At 70.0% G+C, this 22,324-nt stretch carries 14 protein-coding genes; 10 read left to right on the top strand and 4 right to left on the bottom strand.

Features of this window, described 5'->3' with window-relative positions; all coding sequences use genetic code 11:
• Positions 1-12 precede the first annotated feature (12 nt).
• On the top strand, positions 13-1,206 hold the full coding sequence (locus tag L3Q65_RS27850) for a cytochrome P450 (RefSeq protein WP_370648125.1): 1,194 nt from the start codon (positions 13-15) through the stop codon (positions 1,204-1,206).
• A gap of 212 nt (positions 1,207-1,418) precedes the next feature.
• On the opposite strand, the gene L3Q65_RS27845 is transcribed toward L3Q65_RS27850, so the two are convergent.
• Entirely contained in the window at positions 1,419-1,961 is a 543-nt protein-coding gene (locus L3Q65_RS27845) for an SRPBCC domain-containing protein (protein ID WP_237597066.1), read from the bottom strand.
• Positions 1,962-2,116: 155 nt separating this feature from the next.
• Here L3Q65_RS27845 and L3Q65_RS27840 point away from each other — a divergent pair, with 155 nt between their 5' ends.
• From L3Q65_RS27840 to L3Q65_RS27800, 9 genes are all read left to right on the top strand, one after another.
• The gene (locus tag L3Q65_RS27840) at positions 2,117-3,748 is read left to right on the top strand and encodes a GMC oxidoreductase (protein ID WP_182890934.1); all 1,632 of its coding nucleotides are present in this window, start codon (positions 2,117-2,119) and stop codon (positions 3,746-3,748) included.
• Between the two features lie 38 nt (positions 3,749-3,786).
• The gene (locus L3Q65_RS27835; protein ID WP_237597065.1) at positions 3,787-4,800 is read left to right on the top strand and encodes a Gfo/Idh/MocA family protein; all 1,014 of its coding nucleotides are present in this window, start codon (positions 3,787-3,789) and stop codon (positions 4,798-4,800) included.
• Positions 4,801-5,292: 492 nt separating this feature from the next.
• Positions 5,293-7,416 (top strand): AfsR/SARP family transcriptional regulator, encoded by a 2,124-nt coding sequence (locus L3Q65_RS27830; RefSeq protein ID WP_237597064.1) that lies wholly within the window; start codon positions 5,293-5,295, stop codon positions 7,414-7,416.
• 536 nt (positions 7,417-7,952) lie between these two features.
• Positions 7,953-8,897, top strand: coding sequence for a ParB N-terminal domain-containing protein (locus L3Q65_RS27825; RefSeq protein WP_237597063.1), 945 nt, complete (start codon positions 7,953-7,955; stop codon positions 8,895-8,897).
• A 295-nt stretch (positions 8,898-9,192) separates the two neighbouring features.
• Entirely contained in the window at positions 9,193-13,659 is a 4,467-nt protein-coding gene (locus tag L3Q65_RS27820; RefSeq protein ID WP_237597062.1) for a type I polyketide synthase, read from the top strand.
• A gap of 188 nt (positions 13,660-13,847) precedes the next feature.
• Positions 13,848-14,714, top strand: a complete 867-nt coding sequence (locus L3Q65_RS27815) for a 3-hydroxyacyl-CoA dehydrogenase family protein (RefSeq protein WP_182890938.1) — start codon at positions 13,848-13,850, stop codon at positions 14,712-14,714.
• Positions 14,711-15,004, top strand: coding sequence for an acyl carrier protein (locus L3Q65_RS27810; protein ID WP_182890939.1), 294 nt, complete (start codon positions 14,711-14,713; stop codon positions 15,002-15,004). The genes L3Q65_RS27815 and L3Q65_RS27810 overlap by 4 nt, the downstream gene beginning before the upstream one ends.
• On the top strand, positions 14,997-16,121 hold the full coding sequence (locus L3Q65_RS27805) for an acyl-CoA dehydrogenase family protein (protein ID WP_237597061.1): 1,125 nt from the start codon (positions 14,997-14,999) through the stop codon (positions 16,119-16,121). The genes L3Q65_RS27810 and L3Q65_RS27805 overlap by 8 nt, the downstream gene beginning before the upstream one ends.
• A gap of 14 nt (positions 16,122-16,135) precedes the next feature.
• On the top strand, positions 16,136-17,200 hold the full coding sequence (locus L3Q65_RS27800) for an HAD family hydrolase (protein ID WP_237600946.1): 1,065 nt from the start codon (positions 16,136-16,138) through the stop codon (positions 17,198-17,200).
• 306 nt (positions 17,201-17,506) lie between these two features.
• On the opposite strand, the gene L3Q65_RS27795 is transcribed toward L3Q65_RS27800, so the two are convergent.
• From L3Q65_RS27795 to L3Q65_RS27785, 3 genes are all read right to left on the bottom strand, one after another.
• Positions 17,507-18,166 carry an O-methyltransferase gene (locus tag L3Q65_RS27795; protein WP_182890941.1) on the bottom strand — a complete coding sequence of 220 codons (660 nt, stop codon included), beginning with the start codon at positions 18,164-18,166 and terminating at the stop codon, positions 17,507-17,509.
• A 29-nt stretch (positions 18,167-18,195) separates the two neighbouring features.
• Positions 18,196-18,981, bottom strand: a complete 786-nt coding sequence (locus L3Q65_RS27790; RefSeq protein WP_237597060.1) for an FkbM family methyltransferase — start codon at positions 18,979-18,981, stop codon at positions 18,196-18,198.
• A 170-nt stretch (positions 18,982-19,151) separates the two neighbouring features.
• The gene (locus tag L3Q65_RS27785; protein ID WP_237597059.1) at positions 19,152-22,232 is read right to left on the bottom strand and encodes an AfsR/SARP family transcriptional regulator; all 3,081 of its coding nucleotides are present in this window, start codon (positions 22,230-22,232) and stop codon (positions 19,152-19,154) included.
• Positions 22,233-22,324: the final 92 nt, after the last annotated feature.

The raw sequence follows: 22,324 nt of genomic DNA, 5'->3' as shown, positions 1-22,324 counted from the left end.
AAGGAGTCCTGCGTGAGCACTGACGCCGAATACGGAACCACGCCTCTGCGACACTTTTGGATGCGTGGCGAAGCACCGAAGGAGCGGGTCGCCTTCGACGAACGAACCGGCATCTGGAGCGTCTATGGCTACGAAGAGACGCTGCGGATCATGGCGGACACGGACACCTTCTCCTCCGGTATCTCGCGGGTCGTGCCGGAGCTGGCGGAGTTCACCGAAGGCGGGCTCACCACGCTCGACCCGCCGCGGCACACCAAACTGCGCAAGATCGTCAGCAAGGCGTTCACGCCGCGCGTGGTGAGCGACATGGAATCGGCCATCCAGCGGATCTCGGAGGAATTGCTGGACCAGGTCGAGGGCGGCCGGATGGACCTCGTCGCCGATTTCGCCTATCCGCTCCCGGTCATCGTCATCGCCGACCTGCTCGGAATCCCGGCCGAAGAGCGGGAAACCTTCCGCGGCTGGGTCGACGCGATGCTCAGCGGCACCATGGACATGTCGCTGAACGAGCGCAGCGAGGAATACGACAAGGAGTTCTCGCGGGCGATCGAGAACATCCAGAACCTCAATTCCTTCATCGCCGAACACGCGAAATCCCGCCGGACCGCGCCGCGCGACGACCTGCTGACCCGGCTCGTCGAGGCGGAGGTGGACGGCGAGCGGCTGACCGACCAGGAGGTCACCAACTTCGCGGCGCTGTTCCTGCTCGCGGGCCACGTCACCACGTCGGCGTTGCTCGGCAACATGATCCTCTGCCTCGACCAGTACCCGCAGCAGCGCAAAGAGGTGCGCGACGACCGTTCGCTCGTGCCCTCGGCGATCGAGGAGGCGCTGCGGATGTACAGCCCGTTCGCGTCGATCTCCCGGGTCACCCAGACCGAGGCCGACGTGGCGGGCACGAAGATCCCGGCCGATCAGCTGGTCGCGCTCGTCCTCGGCGCCGCCAACCGCGACGAACGCCAGTTCGCCGACCCGCACGTCTACGACATCCGGCGCGATCCGAACCCGCATCTCGCGTTCGGCAGGGGCATCCACTTCTGCATCGGCGCGCCGCTGGCCCGGCTGGAGGGCCGCATCGCGATGAACCTGCTGCTCGACCGGTTCCCGGACCTGCGCTGCGACCCGGACGACCCGCCGGCGTACCTGACGATCCCCAACCTGACCGGCGCGCAGAAGCTGCCGCTGCTGCTCACCGCGGAGGCCTGAGGAACGGCGGCCGGGAGGTTCGCTTCCGGCCGCCGTGCGGTGCCCGCGTGTTCGACTGCTGCCCGGACCTCAGTCGATCGCCGGGGAACTAGGCCACAATGACGGCGGCCGGAAGCGATGCTTCCGGCCGCCGTTCGCGCGTCGTGCGGGCTTCGCGCGTTCGACTGCCGCATTAACCGCAGTTGATCGCCCGGAACCGGCCCGCTCCCGGGCTAGCCGGAAACGACGGCCGTCCACTCCTTCTTGCACCGACTCCCCAGCTCGTCGTCCGCCGCGGTGGGGAAGGTGGACTTGTCGATCTGCTCGCCCCGCAGGTGCCGTTCCAGATATTTCAGCGCCACTTCCCAGGCCGACCCGATTTCCGGTGCGATTGCGCTCCACAACGCGGCGTCGGCGGCCATTGTGTGCTCGAATTCGAGAACGGTCTCCTCGCCATTCTCCCGCAACCGCAATTGCGCCTCGCCCGGCGCGCCCTGGATGGCCATCGTCACCGAAAGAAATCCGGGCTTCTCGCACCGGATGATCTCGCCCTCGGCATAGCTTTCCAATTGGTACGTCCCGCCGACCCGCAGTTCGCCGGTGACCGGGAGGAACCACGTGTCGATCCGCGACCGCGTGGTGCACGCGGACCAGACTTCGCCCACCGGTGCGGGAAAACTCCGCCGGATCCGCACGCTGCAACCGGCCTGTCCGCCGATTTCCCGCTGGCCGGTCTCGCGTTCGGTGGCGCCCAGCCAGGTGTCCATGTCGTCCATTTTTCCGATTCCCTTCTCCGGACGTGCGCTCGGCGCAGCGGATGCCCCGACTTTATTAGCATGTTCGGGCGGTCGCGGCGAAGCTCGTGGACAGCGGATCCGCGCGGGGATATCGTCGCCGAAGCCGGAGCGAAAGCAGAGCCACGGGGGTCCGCATGACCAGTCCGACGCTGGAAGAGACGGTCTTGTGGGACGTCATCGTCGTCGGAACCGGCATGGGCGGCGGGACCATCGGGTACGAACTGGCCCGGCTCGGCCGTCGCGTGCTTTTCCTTGAAAAGGGAATCACCGATTCCGCGCGGATGATTTCCGGCGCCTATCCGGAAGAAACCTTCGACCTCGCCGACCTGACCGACGCCGAGTACGAGGACCGGCTCGCCCGCAGCGGGCGGAACACCGACTGGTACCTCGACGCCACGCGTCCGGACAAGCCGAAGAAGTTCCGGCCGTACGTCGGTTCCGGCGCAGGCGGGTCCTCGGCGCTCTACGGCATGATCACCGAACGGTTCTTCCGCGAGGACTTCCAGCCGCGCGGCAACTTCGCCGACGTCGGCGACTCGACCGTGCCGGAGTCCTGGCCGGTGAAATACGACGAAATGGCTCCCTGGTACGGAAAAGCGGAGCAGCTCTACCGGGTGCGCGGCACCGCGGATCCGCTCCGGCCGGGCGACGACACCGACGCGCTGCTCCCGCCGAGCCCGATGACCGCCGCGAACGCGGAGCTGGCCGGGTTCCTCGGCGAGCGCGGCCTGCATCCCTACAACGTGCACGTCGCCTGCGAGTACCGCACGAATTGCCAGGCCTGCCAAGCGTTTCTGTGCGATTCGGAGTGCAAGAACCACGCCGGCAACGTCTGCGTCCTGCCCGCGGTGCGCGACCACGACGCCGTGCTGCTCGACCGGACCAGAGTCGTGCGCCTGGAGGCGAGCCGGACGAAGGTGAACCGCGTCGTCGCGCGGCGGTACGGCGAAACGCTGCGTTTCCGGGCGAAAACCGTCATCGTCGCGGCCAGCGCGCTCGCGACGCCGGTGCTCCTGCTGAACTCCAGTTCCAAGGAATGGCCGAACGGTCTCGCCAACGACAACGATCTCGTCGGCCGCAACCTGATGCGGCATTTTCTCGACATGCATCTTTTCCGGGTCCGCACCGAGGAGCCGGTCGCCGGGCAGGTCAAAGAGATCGGGGTCAACGATTTCTACCTGCACGACGGCGAGAAGTTCGGCGCGCTGCAGTCGCTGGGCAAGGTGTTCTCGTATGAAACGCTCATGAACACCACCCGGCCGGGCCGGAAGTTCTTCGGCGCGCTGCGCGGGCTGGCGGAGGAGCGCTGGAAGACTTCGCTGCAGGACCGCGTCGTCGTCATGGCGTCGATCGCCGAGGACCTGCCGTACCACCACAACCGCGTCCTTCCCGCTCCCGGCAGTCCCGAGGGACCCGGTCCGCTGGCCGAACTGCGGTACCGGCCGGGAGCCGCGGACCTGAAGCGCTACCAGCGGTTCATGCGGACCCTCAAAACGACGCTGGGGAAGTACCCGGGTTCGCGGATCTTCCCGGTGCACCTGTCGGGGGCGCGGGACACCAGCGCGCTCGGCCACCAATGCGGCACCTGCCGCTTCGGCGACGACCCCAAGACCAGCGTGCTCAACCCCGACAACCGGGCGTGGGGGCTGGACAATCTGTACGTGGTCGACGCTTCGATGCTGCCCTCCAGTTCGGGGATCAACCCCAGTCTCACCATCGCCGCCAACGCGCTCCGGGTCGCGCAGGTGGTGCACGGTTCGCTGTAGCCGAGGCCCGGCCGACGCGGAAGAGGAAAGGAACGCACGTGACCGATCGGGTGCGAATCGGGGTTCTCGGCGCGGCCAGGGTGGTCAAGCAGGCGCTGACCGATCCGGCGAAGAGCGCGCCGGAGATCACCGTCGCGGCGATCGCCGCACGGGACCCGGCCCGGGCCCGCGAACGCGCCGCGCGACTCGGCATCCCCAAGGTGCACGAGAGCTACGAGGCACTGCTCGCGGACCCGGACCTCGACGCGGTCTACGTCCCGCTTCCCAACGCGCTGCACGCGGAGTGGAGCATTCGCGCGATGGAGGCCGGGAAGCACGTGCTGTGCGAGAAACCGATCGCCAGCAACGAGGACGAAGCCCGGCGGATCGCCGGCGTCGCCGCCAAGACCGGCCGGGTGATCTGCGAGGCGATGCACCCCCTGTACCACGGCCTGTTCGACCGCGTGGCCGAAATCATGGCGGACGGCACAATCGGCGAAATCCGGCACGTGTCGGCGCGCGTGTGCTTCCCGGTCCCCAACAGCAAAGACATCCGGTGGCAGTACCCGCTCGGCGGCGGCGCGCTGATGGACCTCGGGGTGTACGCGGTAGCGGTGCTGCGCGCACTGGCCGGCGCGGATCCCGCGGAGGTGACCCACGCCCGTGCGAAGACCCGTGTGCCAGGCGTGGACCGATCGACCGACGCCCGGCTGCGTTTCCCCGGCGGCGCGACCGGCCGGATCAAGACGGTGATGTGGGGCTGGCCGGTCTTCTCCTTCACCGGACGCGTCGAGGGCACGAAGGGCAAGCTGACGGTGCGCAACCCGATCGCGCCCCAGGCGTTCAACCGCATCGTGCTCGAGACCGGCGGGAAGAAGACCAGCGAACAGGCCGCGAAACTGCCCGGCACCTACACCTGCGAACTGAACGCTTTCGCAGCCGCGATCCTGCGCGGCGAGCCATTGCGGACCGGGCCGGAGCATTTCGTGCCGGTGATGGGGGTGATCGACGAGATCTACCGCCGTGCCGGTCTTCCGGTGCGGGGCGCCTCGTTGTCTGCTCGGTCGGAATAGCCCTGAACAGCCGGGGCGGACGGCTGCGGACTGGGCCGGGCATTTCGTGCCGGTTACCGCGTCGCGCTGGCTCCGCTGTCTGCTCGGCCCGAATGACCGGGCTGGACCGTTTCGTGCCGGTCCCGCACGTGACCGCCGAAACCTGCCGCCGCGCCGGTTTCCCGCTCCGCACCACGCGCTGCCCACCCGCTCCGAATAGCCGCCGGGGACCGACCCGGCGCATTTCGCGCCGGTCACGCACGTAACCGACGAGCCCCTCCCCACACTGGCCCCGACACCCCACCACCCGCCCGCCCATTCCGAATAACCGGGGCGAGCCGCCCGCTCAGATGATCACCCGGAGTGTCCTCCGGCCGGTCCCCGGCCACGCTTATGGAGGTGCTGGGCCCGCGCGGTCTTGGGTAGCGTGATCATCCGAGGGGGTACGACCTGGCTGGGGGCCGGATCTTGCGAACTTCGCGGCTGCGTTTCGGCGTCTTGGGGACGCTTGAGGTGCGTGTGGGTGACGAGGCGGTGGAGGTTCGTTCGGCGAGACACCGTGCGGTGCTGGCGTCGCTGCTGCTGTCCGCGAACCGCGAGGTGTCGGTGGAAACGCTCATCCGGCACGTGTGGGGCGAGCGGCCCTCGGGCAGCGCCGTCGCGGCGTTGCGCGTGCTCATCATGCGGGTCCGGCGTTCGCTCGGCGAGCCTGGGCTGATCCGGACCAGTTCGAGCGGCTACGTGATCGACGTCGACAACGACGGGCTCGACCTGCTGCGCTTTCGCGGGCTGACCGAACGCGCCAAGGCGGCCCGCACCGCCGGGGCGCTCGACCGTGCGGCGCACCTGCTCGACCGCGCGCTCGCGGAATGGCGCGGCCCCGCCCTGTCCGACGTCGCGTCCGAATCGCTGCACGCGTCCGAGGTGCCGCTTCTGCTCGAGGACCGGTTGCGCGCCGCCGCCGAGCGGGTGGACGTCAATCTGCAGCGCGGGCGCCACCACGAGGTCATCGGGGAACTGCGGCGGCTCACCCAGGAGTATCCGCTGCGCGAGCAGTTCTGGGCCCAGTTCATGCTCGCCCTGCATCTCTCGGACCGGCGGGACGAGGCGCTCGTCGCCTACCGGGAGGTGCGCCGCAGGCTGGCCGAGGAGGTCGGGATCGACCCCGGGCCGGTGCTGCGCTCGGTCTACCGCGCGGTGGTCGGGGACGGTCCGCGCATCGCGGAACCGGCGTCGCTTGCCGTCCCGTGCCAGCTTCCTCCCGTGGCGTCCTCGTTCTTCGGAAGGGAAGCCGAGGCGGGCAGGCTCCGCGAGCTGCTGCAACCGGCCCCGGATCGGATCTCGGTGCCGATCGTCACCGTGTGCGGCCCGCCCGGCGTCGGCAAGACCGCGCTCGCCACCCAGGTCGCGCACGAGCTGCGAGCGGCCTATCCCGACGGTCAGCTCTGGGTGGACCTGCGCGGCCACGCCGCCAACCCGCCGCTGAGCACGACCGCCGCGCTGACCGGGTTCCTGCGCAGCCTCTCGGTTCCGGCCGCCGGGCTCCCGGAGGATCAGGACGAGCTCGTCGCCGCCTACCGGTCGGCGCTGTCGGGAAGGCGCGTGCTGGTCGTGCTGGACAACGCGGCCGACACCGAGCAGGTCCGCCCGCTGCTTCCCGGCGGCCCCGGCTGCGCGGTCGTGGTCACGAGCCGCGACGAACTGCGCGGGCTGACCGTGCTGAACGGCGGCGTCCGGGTCCGGGTCGACGTGCCCTCGCCCGGCGAGGCGGCCGGGCTGCTGAGCGCGGCGCTCGGCGACGACCCCGGGTATCCGGCGGAAACCATCGGCGAGCTGGCCGACCTTTGCGGCCATCTCCCGCTGGCGCTGCGGATCGCGGCGAGCAACCTGGTCGGCAAATCGCGCTCGCACCTCGAGGCGTACGCGGCGCGGCTGCGCGCGGGCAACCGCGTGAGCGTCCTGTCAGTCGGCGACGACGACAAGGCCGCGGTGCTCACCGCCTTCGAGCACAGTTACCGCTCGCTCGGCCCGGCGGCCAAGCGGGTGCTCCACCTGCTGGCGTTGCTGCCCGGCGCGGATATCGCCGAGGCCGCGGTCGCCGCGGCCACGGACCAGAACCTGTTCCAGGCGGGCCGCACGCTGGAAGAGCTCGCCGGGGTCAGCCTGGTGCAGCGCCGCGGGCACGATCGCTACCGGGTGCCGCACCTGCTCGCGGACTACGTCGCGCTGCTTCCGGCGGTGCGCGGGGAACAGTTGCGCCGGGACCGGCACCGGCTTTTCGACTGGTACTCGAAGGTCGCGGACCGGGCCACCGGACTGCTGTATCCGGATCTGCCGCGAACCGGGCGCCCGCTCCCGGACGAGGCCGGGCCCGCGCCCGAGGTGGCCGATCGCGCGACCGCCTTCGCCTGGCTGGAAACCGAACGGCCGACGCTCGCCGCGGTGGCCGTCCGGTGGGCCGGGCACGCCACCGGGCACCTCGGCTTCTGGCAGTTCGTCGAGCGGGTGCGCGTCCACCTCGCGGTGAACCAGCATCCGGAACTGGCTTGGGTCACCGAGGCCGCGCGCCTGGCGGCAAGGAAACTGGCGGAGAGCACCCCGCGCGTGGGCGGCAGGCTGGACGCGTTGTCCCGGTGACGGGAGCAGTCCGCGCCGGAATCCGCGTGCCCCCGGGAAATCGTCTTGCCGACGTCAGTGCGGCCGGTATCGGAAAATAGTCTATTTCGTGTCCGTTATCTAGATGCAACCGAGGGGAAAATGGCCTGGATCGGGTGTGCCGACCGCTGTCACGAAGCTTGTCCGGCGGACAAACTGCCTGCCCAGAGCTGTTAGTGGGCTGTAATTGGCTGCTGCTAGCTTTGGTCTCGTACCCGTCGCGGCTCGGTAAGCGACGCTTCCGGCAATGGCGCCCGAGCGTCCGCGAATAGCGGCTGATTACGGGTTGGCCTGGGGCGTTGAACCACACTGAAGTCACTGGGGGCGCGGTGAAATGACCTTACTTTTCGATGTCAAGAAGAAACCTTCGGTTGCCGAGACAGGACGGCCCGGTTCCGCCGGCCGGCGGGGAAAGGGGCGGTGTTCCGGTGCTTGACCAGGCGAACTTTCCTTCTCCGGGAAGGATCCGGGCCGCCGGGCCCGACGATTCCGACGACGCCGGGCGAAGGAACGGCACGGTGCTGGTGCCGATCGACGCGCTGCTGCCCGCCGATTCGCCCCGACTGTCCGGAGAGGACCTCGCGCACACCCGCACGCTCGCCGAGATCAGCGCGATCCTTCCGCCCATCCTGGTGCACCGCCCCACGATGCGGGTGATCGACGGGATGCACCGGGTGTGCGCGGCGAAACGGTGCAACCTCGACACGATCGAAGTGAAGTTCTTCGACGGTACGCCGGAAGAGGCTTTCCTGCTCGCCGTCGAGTCGAACATCGGGCGCGGCCTGCCGCTTTCGCTCGCCGACCGGGAAGCCGCGGCGGCGCGCGTCATCGCGTCGTATCCGCAATGGTCGGACCGGGCGATCGCGGCGCGGACCGGTCTCTCCGCGAGAACGGTCAGCGTGATCCGGTCGAGTTCAACTGCCGGGCAGGAGCAGTCGAACGCCAGGGTCGGCCTCGACGGCAGGGTCCGCCCGCTGAACAGCGTCGCGGGCAGGCTGCGCGCCAGCGAGGTGATCGCGGCGCAGCCGAACGCCTCGCTGCGGGCGGTCGCGCGGGAATCCGGGATTTCGGTGGCCACGGCACGGGACGTGCGGTTGCGGCTCAACCGGGGCGAAAACCCCATCCCGGCGGGATTGCGGCCCGCGGAGACGCCGAACGTCTCGGTGCCCGCGCAGCGGACCGAAGCGCCGGCGAGGAAAACCGTCGACGTCGCGGCCGAGCCCGAGGCGCTGCTGCACTGGCAGAAACTGGCCAAGGACCCGTCGCTGCGGCTCAGCGAAACCGGCCGGGCCCTGCTGCGGTGGCTCAGTTTCCAGGCGATTCAGTCGGACGAGCTCAACCGGCTGACGGACGCGGTTCCCGACCACGGCATGGAAGCGGTGCGCAGGCTCGCGCTGCGCTGCGCGGACACCTGGCAGGACTTCGCGGACGAACTGGAGAAACGCGTTCGCGCCAGCGCGTAGCCGGGCTGCTTTCCCGGGTGCTGCGCCGGAAAACCGGTGCCGGGAAAGCAGTTCCTGGGCACCTCGCCGCGGTTGCCGGCGAGGTGCCCTTCCACGCGGAAATCCGGTTTCGCCGTCGCCGCCAGTAAACGGTGTTCGGCCGAGGGTGGCGGCGGCGTCGCCGGTCGGCCATGCTCTGGGGAGATCGTCGCGGCGTGCGCGGCAGGTGCGTGGTAATCCATTGTGGACCGTGGTGGGCGTCGGCCGGGGCGGCGGATGACGGCGACCACCTCGGGAGCAAGGGAGCGGCGTTCCGGTGGCGGATGAAGAGAAGCTTCGCGACTGCCTCAAGGCCGTGACCGCCGAACTGCGGCACGCGCGCGAGCGAGTGCGCGAACTCGAGACGGCGGGCCGGGAGCCGATCGCGATCGTGGCGATGGCCTGCCGGTTCCCCGGCGGGGTGAGCACTCCCGGACAGCTGTGGGAGCTGGTGCGCGCGGACGCCCGCGGCCGGGACCGGTCCGGCTCGCCGGACGCGGCCGGGTTTCTGTGCGGTGCGGCGGATTTCGACGCCGACTTCTTCGGGATCTCGCCGGGCGAGGCACTGGCCATGGATCCTCCGCACCGGCTCGTGCTGGAAACCTCCTGGGAGGCGTTCGAACGCGCGGGCATCGATCCGGCGACGCTGCGCGGCAGCTCGACCGGAGTGTTCGTCGGAACCAGCGGCCAGGACCGGGATTCCGGGCACTTGGCCGGCGCGACCGGAAGCGGGCTGTCCGGCCGGGTGTCGGGCATTTTCGGTCTGGAAGGACCGGCGGTCACGGTGGACACGGCGTGCTCGTCGTCGCTGGTGGCACTGCATTGGGCGGGACAATCGCTGCGGGCCGGGGAATGCGATCTCGCGCTGGCGGGCGGGGCGGGCTGGGCGGAAGGCGCCGGAATGGTGCTGGTGGAACGACGGTCCGACGCCGTGCGCAACGGGCACCCGATTTTGGCGCTGCTGCGGGGTTCTGCGGTGAACCAGAACGGGCTGGCCGACCCGAACGGACCGGCGCGGCAGCGGGTGATCCGGGCGGCGTTGGCCAAGGCCGGCCTGGATCCGTTCGACGTGGACGTGGTGGAGGCGCACGGAACGGGCCCGGTTCCGGCCGAAGCGCGGGCACCGCTGGTGACCTGCGGCCCGCGCGCGGACGAGCCGTTGCGGCAAGAGCCGGTACGGCCGGGCGCCGGGCAGCCGCAGCCGGCCGCGGGGGTGGCCGGGGTGATCAAAATGGTCGAGGCGATGCGGAACGAGGCGCTGCCGCGGATCCTGCACTCCGATCAGCGCGGCCCCGGTTCCGGCTGGGCGGCGGACATCGCGGCGAAGGAATGGCCTCGGTCGGACCGGCCGCGGCGGGCCGCCGTGTCGTCGTTCGGGCTCAGCGGCGCCAACGTGCACGTCGTCGTCGAGGAAGTCCCTGCGGCGACGAAACCGCGGGCGGCGAGCGAGGACGACACCCTGCTCTACCCATTGCCGTGGCTGGTGTCGGCGCGCACGGAACCGGCGCTGCGGGCGCAGGCCGAGCGGTTGCGCGCCTGGCTGGCCGCCGAGCCCGGCACGAGCCCGGCCGACGTGGGGTTCTCGCTCGCCACGACCCGCGCCGCGCACGAACATCGCGCGGTCATCGTCGGCGGCGACCGGGACGAACTGGTCGATGGGCTGACCGCGCTGGCCCGGGGCGAAGCCGATCTCGGGCTCATCCAGGGAACCGCGACCGGAGCGGGCCGCGGCGTCGTGTTCGTCTTTCCCGGCCAGGACGTGCAGTGGGCGGGCATGGCCGTCGAATTGCTGGACTGCGCCCCGGCGTTCACCGAACAGCTCGCGGAATGCGCGGCGGCGTTGTCCGGCTGTGTGGACTGGTCGCTGCTGGATGTCGTGCGCGGTGCGGAAGGCGCGCCCTCGCTGGAGCGAGTCGACGTGGTGCAACCGGTGCTGTGGGCGGTGATGGTGTCGCTGGCGGAACTCTGGCGCTCGCACGGCGTCGAACCCGCTGCGGTCGTGGGACACGCGCACGGCGAGATCGCCGCGGCGTGCGTCGCCGGTGCGCTGAGCATCGCCGACGGCGCGAAGGTGGTGGCGTTGCGCAGCCAGGCGCTCGCGGCTTTGTCCGGCACCGGCGGGATGGCCTCCGTGGCCGCACCGGCGGCGGAGGTGAGCCGCTGGCTTGAGCCGTGGGGCGAACGGCTGTCGCTGGCGGCGGTGAACGGGCCGGAGTCGACTGTGGTCTCGGGGCAGCCCGAGGCGCTCGAGGAATTCCTCGCGGCCTGCCGGGAACGAGCCGTGCGCATCCGCGAGGCCGAAGTGGACTACGCCGCGCACGCGCCCCAGGTCGAAGCGATCCGCTCGCAACTGGCGCAGGCGCTCGCCGGGATCCGGCCAGCTCGCGCCGCGGTGCCGATGTGCTCGACCCTCACCGGCGGACTCGTGCGCGGCCCGGAACTCGGCGCCAGGTACTGGTACGACAACCTGCGCGGCCAGGTGCGGTTCGCGCCCGCGATCCAGTCTCTCGCCGACGCGGGACATCACGTGTTCGTGGAGGTCAGCCCGCATCCGGTGCTGATTCCCGGCATCGAAGACCTGCTCCGGGACGCCGGGGTGGCGGGCAAGGTCGTCGGCACCCTGCGCCGGGACCACAGCGACCGGCAGCGGTTCCTGAGCGCGGCCGCCGAACTGCACGTCAACGGGGTCCGGGTGCATTGGCCCGCCGTCTTCGACAACCGTTGCGTTTCGCGGGTCGAGCTGCCGACCTATGCGTTCCAGCGCCGGCGTTTCCGGCTGGACGGATGGCGCGGCGCCGGGCACCCGCTGCTCGGGGCCGCGCTGCCGCTCGCCGGCACGAACGGCGTGCTGCTCACCGGCAGGCTCTCGGCGCGGACCCATCCGTGGCTGACCGAGCACGCGATCGGGGACACCGTGCTGCTCCCTGGTGCCGCGCTGGTGGAGTTGGCGCTCCGCGCGGGAGACGAAGCGGACTGTCCGGTGCTCGCCGAACTGACGCTGGAGGCACCGCTCGTCCTACCGGCGGAGGGCACGGTCGAACTTCAGGTCTCGGTCGGCGGACCGGAGGAGGGCGGGCGCGGGGTCGAGATCCACTCCCGGGCAGACGGCCCCGCCTGGACCCGGCACGCGGTCGGCTTGGTCAGCGACCGGCCCGCCGAACCCGGTCCCGAGGCGCCGGCGTGGCCGCCGGAGAACGCCGAACCAGTGGACGTCGCCGCTGCCTACTCCGCGCTGGCGGACGCCGGTTTCGGGTACGGGCCGTTGTTCCAGGGCTTGCGATCGGTGTGGCGGCGAGACGGCGAGGTGTTCGCGGAGACGGCTCTTCCCCAGGATGCCCTGGCGGACGCCGCGTGCTTCGGGGTGCATCCCGCGCTGCTGGACTCGGCTCTGCACGCGCTTCCCAGCGGCCGGCCTTGTGCTTGGCGCGACGTCACCCTGCATACCACCGGTGCCACCGCGCTGCGGGTCCGGTTGCGCCCCAACGATTCCGGCGGCCTCGACCTCACGGCCTGGGACGAGTCCGGCGCACCGGTGCTTTCCGCGGGCAGCCTGGCGCTGCGCCCGGCGGTCCCCGGACAGGCGGGGCCGGCCGAAGCGCTCCCGATGTTCCGGACGAGCTGGCACGCCGTCCCGGTCCGTCCGTCGGCGACCGGGGTCGTCTGGTCCGATGTGGACTCAGTGGGCGAATTATGTGCTTCCGGCGAGATTCCGCCGACCGTGGCGGTCGACGTGACCGGCGAGCGGTTGGGCGTCGTACTGGAACTCCTCCACACCTGGCTGTCCGCCGAGACCGACGCCCGGCTCGTCGTGGTCACCCGCGGCGCCGCCCTCGACGCCGCGCCCGGGCGGGGACTCGTCCGGGCCGCGCAAGCCGAGCACCCAGGCCGGTTCGCCCTCGCGGACCTGGACGATCTCGACGCGCTGGTCCTCCAGCCCGAATCGGACGAACCACAACTGACGGTGCGCGACGGCGAATACCTCGTTCCCCGGCTGGAACGCGCCTGCACCGCGACGGCCCGGCCGGTCGACTTCGCCGAAGACGGAACGGTGCTGATCACCGGAGCAGGCAGCCCGCCCGGCGCGCTGGTCGCCGGACACCTGGTCCGCGCCCACGGGGTTCGGCGGCTGCTTCTGCTGGACGCGCCGAGCACGGCGGCCGAGGAACTGTCCGCTTTGGGCGCCGACGTCAGGCAAGCGACATGCGACTTAGCCGACCGGGCGGCGCTATCCGCGGTACTGAACGACATTCCGCGTCTTACCGGGATCGTGCACGCTGCCGGCGTCCCCGACGACAGCACGGTCGCGTCGCTCACGCCCGAGCGGCTGGACGACGCGCTGAAGGACCAGGCGCTCGGCGCGTGGCAACTGCACGAGCTGACCCGCGATCTCGACCTGTCCGCATTCGTGCTGTTCTCCTCGGCGACCGGCATCCTCGGCACAGGGGGCCAGGCGGTCCGTACCGCGGCGAACGCCTGCCTGGACGCAGTGGCACACCGCCGCCGCGCCGCGGGGCTGCGAGCGACGTCGCTGGCGTGGGGCCCGCTTCGAGGCGATGGCTTGTTCCGCAACGGGATCCGGTCGCTGCGCGCGGAGCAGGTTCTTGAGTTGTTCGACGCGGCGTTGGCCAGTGCTGATGCGGCGCTGGTTGCGGTGCGGTTCGATCTTCTTGCGCTGCGCGAGGAACCGGGGCCGGCGGGGGTTCCGTCGTTATTGCGTTCGCTGGTTCCGGCCCCGTGCCGGTGACCGCCGGGCAAGCGCGTTTGTCGACCGTGCGGCCGAGGCTGGGTATCGTCGGGCCGCGCGCACGTTGGCTGGTGAACGGTTCCCCGCAACGGATTCCCGCGCACTGGGCGGACCGGCGGCGTCGCCACCGCGGACGGCGTTCCGGAGTCCGGGCATGAGCTGAAAGGTGATTTCCCGATGGAGGTGTCATGTCGAAGGACCACACAGCCCACCGGCTGACCATTTTGGGCGCGGGCGTGATGGGCATAGGGATCACCGCGCTCGCACTCGGGTTCGGCCTTCCGGTCACCTTGGTCGACGTCGACGAGACCACGCTGGCGGCCGCCCGCGAGAAGGTCCGCCAGCAGCTGAAGCTGGCCCGGATCATGGGCACGCTGCCCGACGGCGCCGAACCCGGCGAACTCGTCACGACGGTCTCGCTCGAGGAAGGCGCGGAAGCGACCGTGGTCATCGAGGCGGTGACCGAACTGGCCGAGGTCAAAGCCGCCGCGCTGGCCAAGGTTTCCGCGCTGCTCAGCCCCGGTACCCCGGTGGTGACCAACACGTCGTCGATCCCGGTCGACGAACTGGCGGACTCGGTCGCCCGCCCCGAGGATTTCCTCGGCACCCATTTCATGAACCCGCCCTACCTGATCCCGATGGTCGAGGTGATCCGCGGACGGCGGACCGGGGCCGCGGCGGAGGCGACGCTGAAGTCCGCGCTGCAGGAGCTCGGGCGCACCCCGTTGGTGGTCAACGACAATCCGGGGTTCGTGACCAGCCGGGTGCTGCACCCGATGATCAACGACGCGGTGCGGGTCGTGCAGGAGGGCACCGCGCCGCCGGAAACCGTCGACGCGCTGTTCGAGGGCTGTCTCGGCCATCGCACCGGCCCGCTGCGCACGGCGGACCTGATCGGCCTCGACAACCTCGCCGACTCGCTGCGGGTGCTCTACGAGCGCACCGGCGACGAGGGATGCAAGCCGAACGAACTGCTGCTGCGGAAAGTGCGGGAAGGCGACCTCGGCCGGAAGAGCGGCCGCGGCTTCTACGAGTACGGGGGACAACTTTCATGACCACGACGCCGAACCAGGACCTCGAGCTGACCTCGGCGGCGATCGAGGAGCGGATCCTCGGTTTCCTCGCGGAACGCACCAAGACCAGCTGGGAACCCGAGGCGGACCTCTTCGAATCGGGCACGGTGTCCTCGCTGTTCGCGATGGAACTGGTCGTCTTCCTGGAGGGCGCCTTCGACATCGAGATCGCCGGACCGGACCTCAAACTGGTCAACTTCCGCACCGCGCGCGTCATGGTGGGCCTGGTCGAGCGCCTGCGGGCGGAAGAGGCCGAGGACGGTCGTGGCTGACCGCTCGCTCGAACTTCGCGCCCTCGCCGGCGAACTGATCGGCGACCAGCCCGACGCGTGGGACCGGGCCGGGGCCATTCCGGAAGATCTGGTGCGCAAGCTCGCCGAAGCGGGCGCGCTGTGCGCCGAGGTGCCCGCCCGCTACGGCGGACTGGGGCTGAGCAGTGCGGAAAGCGGCGAGTTCACCGCGTACGTCGGCAGCCGGTGCAGTTCGCTGCGCAGCGTGATGACCTCGCAGGGCATGGCCGCGTGGACGATCCAGCGGCTCGGCGACCGGGGCCAGCGCACGGAATTCCTGCCCCGGCTCACCTCGGGCGCAGTGGCCGCGGTCGGGTTCAGCGAGACCGGAGCAGGCAGCGACCTGTCCACTATGGACACCGAAATCCGCTCGGACGGGGATTCGGTCGTCGTGGACGGGCACAAGGTCTGGGTGACCGCCGCGGACTACGCCGATCTGCTCGTGGTGTTCGGCCGGTACGAGGGCGGGGCCGCGGCCGCGGTGGTGCCCGCCACGACGCCCGGCGTGCACGTCGAGCGCGTTCCGGAACCGATGGGCTGCCGGGCCGCCGGGCACGCGAACATCCGGCTCGACGGGGTCCGGCTCCCGGCCGCGAACCTGCTCGGCGGAGCGGGCCAGTCCACCGCGATGCTGGTCACCACCGCGCTCGCCTACGGCCGCATCTCCGTTGCCTGGGGCTGTGTCGGGATCCTCCGCGCCTGCCTCGCCGAGGTGCGCGGGCACGCGGTTTCCCGCGAACAGTTCGGCAAACCGCTCGGAGAGCACCAGCTCGTCGCCCGGCACGTGGCCGAACTGCTGGTGGCCGAGCAATCCGCGACCCGCGCGTGCGAACACGCCAGCCGCCGCTGGGACGAACGTTCGCCGGAAATGGTGCTGGCCACGGTGCTGGCCAAATACGTGAGTTCCCGGCAGGCGGCCGACGGCGCGGCCTCGGCGGTCCAGGTGCTGGCTTCGGCGGGCGCGCGGGACAGCCATCCGGTCGCGCGCGCGTACCGGGACGCGAAGCTGATGGAAATCATCGAAGGCAGCAACGAAATCTGCCAGCTGATCCTGTCCGAGCACGTGCTCGCTGGCGCGAAACAGGAGGAAGACCGGTGAGCGACAAGGTTTCGATGGTGAAATGCCTCGTCTGGGACCTGGACAACACGCTGTGGCAAGGCACCCTGCTCGAAGACGGCGAGGTGCGCCTGTCCGACGAGATCCGGAAGACGATCGTCGAACTGGACGCGCGCGGCATCCTGCAGGCGGTGGCGAGCAAGAACGACCACGAGCCGGCCTGGCAGCGCCTGGAGGAACTGGGTGTGGCCGAGTACTTCGTGCTGGCCCGGATCGGCTGGGGCCCGAAATCGGCTTCGGTGCGGGCGATCGCGGACGAACTCAACTTCGCGCACAAAACGATCGCCTTCATCGACGACCAGCCCGCGGAACGCGCCGAGGTGCAGTTCCATTTGCCGGAGGTGCGTTGTTACGAGGCGGAAGCGGCGGCCGGGCTGCTGGGTCTTCCGGAGTTCACCCCGCGAGCCCGGACGATCGATTCGGGCAAGCGCAGGCAGATGTACCAGGCCGGGTTTCGCCGGGAGGCGGAACGGGCTGATTTCGCCGGGCCGGATGAGGAGTTCCTGCGGTCGCTCGAGCTGGAGATGCGGATTTTCCCGGCGACCGAGGCCGAGTTGAGCCGGGTCGAGGAACTTACGCTGCGGACCAGCCAGATGAATGCCACCGGGGTGCATTACTCCGACGAGACGCTGCGGGGGTTGCTGGCGGATCCGGGGCATGAGGTGCTGGTCGTCACCATGGACGATCGGTTCGGGACGCATGGGGCGGTCGGGGTCGTGCTGGTGGAGCGGCTTGCTCGGGTTTGGCACTTGAAGCTGCTGGCTACCTCGTGCCGGGTGGTTTCGTTCGGGGCTGGTGCGGTGATTCTCAACTGGCTCGTGGATCAGGCTGCTCGGGCCGGAGTGCATGTGGTGGCTGATTTCCGGCGGACTGAGCGGAATCGGATCATGGAGATCGCTTATCGGTTCGCTGGGTTCGCCGAGTCCGGGTGTGCTTGTCTCGAGGGGGCCGCGGCCGGTGGGGTTGAGCGGTTGCATTTGGCGGCTGAGCGGCGGGAAGGGTCTGGGGTGGTGAAGTTGATCGCTCCGGAGCTTGGGGTTGGTCTTGGGTTGGTGAAGTAGTTCGGCTCGTCGCCTGGCGGCGACATCGGCCCGGTCTTGGGTTGCGTGGGGCACCCCGAAGGTTGATTGTGCTGACGGTTCGGGGGTGCTTGTCAAGGCGGGAAAGATGCCTTGACAAGCACCCCCGAACCGCAGGGCGGCTTCGTATCGGGGTGCGGGGGAGGGGCTGGGTGCCTCGCTGGTTGGGTGCGTCGGCTGCGGTGTCGTAGGTGGCTGGGGCTGGCGCCCCAATGTGGCATTGGGTGCGTCTGACGCACCCAATGTGGCGTTCGGTGCGTGGGACGCACCCAATGCCACATTGGGGCGTCAGAAAGTCTTGCGGCGGGCCAGGGTTACGCCGTCGGACAGGGGGAGTACGCAGATGTCCATGCGGTCGTCTTCTCGGATCAGGTGATTTGCTTCCCTGATGCCGTTGGTGTCCGGGTCGGTCGCGGACGGGTCGATTACCCTGCCCAGGAAAAGGGTGTTGTCCAGGACGATCAGTCCGCCTGGGCGGAGCAGGTCCGCGGATTTTTCGTAGTATTTTGGGTAGTTGGCCTTGTCCGCGTCGATGAAGACCAGGTCGAAGGGGTCTTCCGCGGCCAGTTCGTCCAGGGTCGTGCCCGCGTCGCCGATGCGGGGTTCGATGCGGTCGGCGACGCCGGCCCGGGTCCAGTAGGGTTTCGCGAACTTGACCCATTTCGGGTTGAGGTCGCAGGTGACCAGGCGGCCGTTCGCGGGGAGTGCGCGGGCCATGGACAGGGTGCTGTAACCGGTGAAGGTGCCGATTTCCAGGATCCGTTCGGCACCGGTCAGAAGCACCAGCAGGGCCAGGAAACGGGCTTCTTCCGGAAGTACCTGCATCGCGGTTCCGCCGGGGAGTTCGGCGGTTTCGGTGCGCAGTTCGGCTAGCAGGGTGTCTTCGGGGCCCGAAATTCGCCGGACGTAGTCGAGGAGTTCTTCGGTAGCCGTGATTTGCGTGGCCAAGGGAGTCTGCCTATCCGGGAGAGAGGGGGCTAGGGACGATGCGCCCGGACGATGTGGACGCTCGATCCTTTGTAGAGGTCCTGTTGCAGCTGCTCGGTCCGGTAACCCTTCGCGCTCAGCAGGCTCACTACCTCGTTCAGCCTGCCGTCGAGGTCGTGCACCTCCACCGAAACGGTGCGGATCCGGGGCCAGTTCGCCTCGCCGATTCCCCGCAGCACCGCCAGTTCGGCCCGTTCGACGTCGATCTTGAGGAGGTCGACGGTGTCCAAGTCGTGGTCGGCGAACAGCTGCGCGATCGTGGTGACGGGGACTGGATAACGTTCCGCTGCGCGGCGCAGTTCCGAGCAATAGGCTTCCGATTGTGCCGGATCGGCTCCGACGTTCGCGAAGACGGCCGAGATGTTGCGCTGGTCGTCTTCCTCGTCGACCTCGATCGTCGCGATGGTTTCGTTGGCCGGATAGTAAGTCAGCTCAACGGTTCCGGACCGGTCGGCGACAGCCGTTCGCAATGCGGTGCCACCGGGGAGGTGGGCGGCGAAATTGCGGTACAGGCAATCGAACGTGGCGCTGGCCGGTTCGCAGGCGAGCACCCGCGCGTTCGCGAGACCGCTCGCGGTATGCAACGAAAACAGCCCGAAATGCGCGCCTACGTCGATGATTGTCGCGTCGTCCGGCAGCTTCTCCTGCTCGCGCAGATAGACGCTGGTGGACATCTCGTGCCAGATCAGTTCCGCGTTGCGTTCGTTGGTGCAGAAGATCACGCGGCCGTCCGGCAGGGTGAACTCCGCTGGGGAAAGACTTTGTCCGGTCGTCACGATGCTCAGTGCACCTTTCGAAACGCGCGCTTTCCGGCGCGGGCCAAGGGGATCGCGGCATTGCCGCACTGCGCGGCCGACGTCGGAATGCGGATCGGCGCGGCAAGCCTTTTCCGCACTGTAGCCGAAGACCGGCGTTTGCGACCGCGTTCTTGCGTCCCCGGGCGGGATCAGGAGAAAGTCTGCGGCACGGTGCCGCCCGAGTGCTGAAGGAGAATCCCCCTGGCGAGGCCTTCGTGGTAGCGGTAACCGCTGTCGCGGGCCCCGGTGAGGGCGAATCTCGCGTGGCTGAACGCGGTCCTGGGCCGTGCGGCCTCGCCGTGCGCCCTGGCGAGCCCGAGAAGGGCTTCCAGCATGCCGTACCGGTGCACCGTGCCCCCGGTCGAATGTTCCAGCGCGTTTTCGTACGCCTGCACCGCTTCGTTGAACTCGCCCCGCCAGAGCCGGACGGTTCCCACGACGTTCCACGCGTTGGCCGTCGTCCGCGGATTGCCCAGTTTCGCGGCGGAGGCGAGGGCTCGCTCGCCGATCGCCGCGGCCTTGGCCGGGTCGCCCGCCGCCAGCAGCGCGATCGCCAGCTGGCCAAGGCTTTCCACGTGGTGGTGCCGGGTTCCGGACGCCTTCGCCCGGTCCACGGCTTCGAGAAGGTACTCCGCCGCGGGACCGGGTTGTCCCAGGGCGAGGCGCGAATGCCCGAGCAGGAGCAGGGATTCGACCAGTTCGATCGTCGCCCCGATCCGCTCGGCCAGTTTTCGCGCGGAGCTCAGCAACGGCTGGACGCTGGCGAACTCGCCGTGCAGCAGCTGCACGTAACCCAAGCCCAGCAACGCTTTCAGCCGCACGATCGGCGGCACCTGCCTGCCCTTGGCCAGTTCGGCGACCTGGCGGAAGCGTTCCCGCGCGGCGTCGAGTTCGTCGAGGTCGAGCCGGATGCCGCCGTCGAGCACGAGCACCATCGGCCGTCCGGGCGTGTCCGCCTTGGCCTCGTCCAGTGCCTCGGCGAGGTACCGATCCGCCTTCGCCAGGTCGCCGGCCAGCTGGCATTCGCGGATCAGCGGGATCAGCATGGCGGTCTCGGCGGACGCGTCGCCCGCCTCGCGCGCGGCGCGCAGGCCGGTCGCCGCCGCGGCGAGCAGGTCCACCTGGTGGCCGTTGACGCTGAGGTAGGAATCCAGGATTTCGGTGAGCTGCCAGGCCACCTCGCGCGGACCGTGTTCGGCGCAGTGCTCGACCAGCGCGATCAGCGCGGCCCGTTCGGCGTCGAGCCAGCGCAGTGCGTCCGCGCGGCTGATGCCGTCCGGTGTCGCCCGAGCGGGCGGCTGCGCCCGGGTGTAGCGGGGGAGTTCGCCGTACAGCGTCCGGACCGCCAGTTCGGCGGTGCGCAGATGCCAGTCGCGCAGCCGCGCCCGCGCCCGTTCCAGGTACTCGGGGTCGTCGTCGGACTCCCCGCACTGGGCCGCGTACTCCCGCAGCAGGTCGTGCATGTGGTACCGCTCGCCGGGCAGCCGGTGCAGGAGGCTCGCCTCGGCCAGTTGCTCCAGCGTGCGCATGGCGTCGGCCCGCGGAAGCTCGGCGAGAACGGCGGCGGCGTCGGCGGCGAAATCGGCGCCAGGGGCAAGCGCGAGCAGCCGGAACATCGTCTGGACCTCGGGTTTCAGCCCCGCGTAGGAAAGACCGAACGCCTGGTGGACCGCGATGTCCTCTTCGGTCTCCACGGTCAGCGCGTGGGCCCAGTACCCCTCCTCGAAGGACCGGTTGTAGGCGTTGATGTCCGGACGCGGCCTGCCCGCGAGATTGCCGCCCGCGATCCGCAGCGCCAGCGGCAGATGCCCGCACAGATCGGCCAGCCGCGCGATCGCGTCCCGTTGCTCGTGCGCGACCTGCTCGCCGAGCAGCGTGCCGAGCAGGGCCACCGAGGCCTCCCGCTCGAACAGGTCGAGCCGGACCAGATGGGCCCCGTCGAGCGCGACGAGGCTGCGAAGCTCGCTGCGGCTGGTCACCAGCACGGCGCAGCCCGCGTCCCCCGGGATCAGCGGCCGGATCTGTGCGGCGGAGGCGGCGTTGTCGAGCATGACCAGCACCCGTTTGCCCGCCAGCAGCGCGCGGTACGCGGTGACCTGCTCTTCCTCCTCCACCGGGGTGCGTTCGGCGGGCAGGCCGAGCGCGCGCATCAGCCGGGCGAGCACGGACGGCGTCGAGAGCGCGGGCTTGTCCGAGTAGCCGCGCAGATCGACGTAGAGCTGGCCGTCCGGGAACCGGGAACGCAGCTGGTGCGCCAGCCGGACGGCCAGCGCGGTCTTGCCGACGCCGGGCGGCCCGGACACGGTCACGACGGGCACAGAGCCGTCGCCGGCGGTCTCCAGCAGGCCGCCGATCCGTTGAAGCTCGGCGGTGCGCCCGACGAACACCTCCAGTGCGGGCGGCAGCTGGGACACGCCGGGCGCGGAGGCGGGTCGCGGCGGCCGGGGCGCCTGGACGGCTTCCACCGCGGGCGCTTTGAGGTCGAGGTCGTCGTTCAAGATGGCGTGGAAGAGGTTCTGCAGTTCCGGGCCCGGCTCGGTACCCAGGTTTTCGGCGAGCGCGTCGACGATCGTCCGGTACGCGCTGAGCGCCTCCGCCTGCCGCCCGACCCCGTGCAGGGCGAGCATGAGCTGATGCCAGAGCTGCTCGCGCAACGGGTACTCGGCGGTCAGCCTGCGGAGATGGCTCACGACGTCCTGATGCTCGCCGAGGCGGAGCTTCGCTTCGGCCCGCTCGCATTCGGCTCGCAGCCGTGCTTCCACCAGCTGCGGCGTCTCGGAGCGGCGCAGCGAATCCGACGGCACGTTCAGCAGCGGCTCGTCCCGCCACAGCGCCAGCGCCTCGTCCCAGAGCTGGACGGCACGGGCTAGTTCGCCGTCCGCCGCCTGCCTGCCCGCCCGGACGGTGAGGTCGCGGAAGCGGTACAGGTCGAGCGCGTCGTCCGGGACCTCGAGCAGATACCCGGTCGGCGTGGTCCGGATGATCTCCGAACGCCCGAGCAGCCTGCGCAATCGCATGATGTATACGCGCAATGCGGTGGTCGGCTGGGCGGGCACGCTCGCGCCCCACACGATTTCGGTGAGTTCGCCCAGCGTCACGACCTTGTTCGCGCGCAACAGCAAAGCCGCGAGAACGACCCGCTGGGTCGGTGCGTTGACCGGCACCGGCGTACCGTGCGCACGCAATTCCAGCGGCCCCAGTACGCCGAACTCGTAAGGTGGATGACTCACCGGTTCCTCCACTAGTCCGACAAGGGCCAACTCTACCCGGCCGCGCACGGTGGATGTCCGAATTGTGAGACTAGTCAGAGCATGCGGCTTTC

The sequence above is a fragment of the Amycolatopsis sp. FU40 genome, from assembly GCF_021903635.1.
Classification (GTDB): domain Bacteria; phylum Actinomycetota; class Actinomycetes; order Mycobacteriales; family Pseudonocardiaceae; genus Amycolatopsis; species Amycolatopsis dendrobii.
The sequence above is the reverse complement of the archived record's forward strand: the minus strand, read 5'-3'. Positions and strand labels throughout refer to the sequence as shown.

What these genes read in the sequence shown, in the direction of transcription:
- L3Q65_RS27800 (WP_237600946.1), top strand. Translation starts at nt 16,136, where the DNA reads ATGGTGAAATGCCTCGTCTGGGACCTGGACAACACGCTGTGGCAAGGC.
- L3Q65_RS27845 (WP_237597066.1), bottom strand. Translation starts at nt 1,961, where the DNA reads ATGGACGACATGGACACCTGGCTGGGCGCCACCGAACGCGAGACCGGC.
- L3Q65_RS27815 (WP_182890938.1), top strand. Translation starts at nt 13,848, where the DNA reads ATGTCGAAGGACCACACAGCCCACCGGCTGACCATTTTGGGCGCGGGC.
- L3Q65_RS27810 (WP_182890939.1), top strand. Translation starts at nt 14,711, where the DNA reads ATGACCACGACGCCGAACCAGGACCTCGAGCTGACCTCGGCGGCGATC.
- L3Q65_RS27840 (WP_182890934.1), top strand. Translation starts at nt 2,117, where the DNA reads ATGACCAGTCCGACGCTGGAAGAGACGGTCTTGTGGGACGTCATCGTC.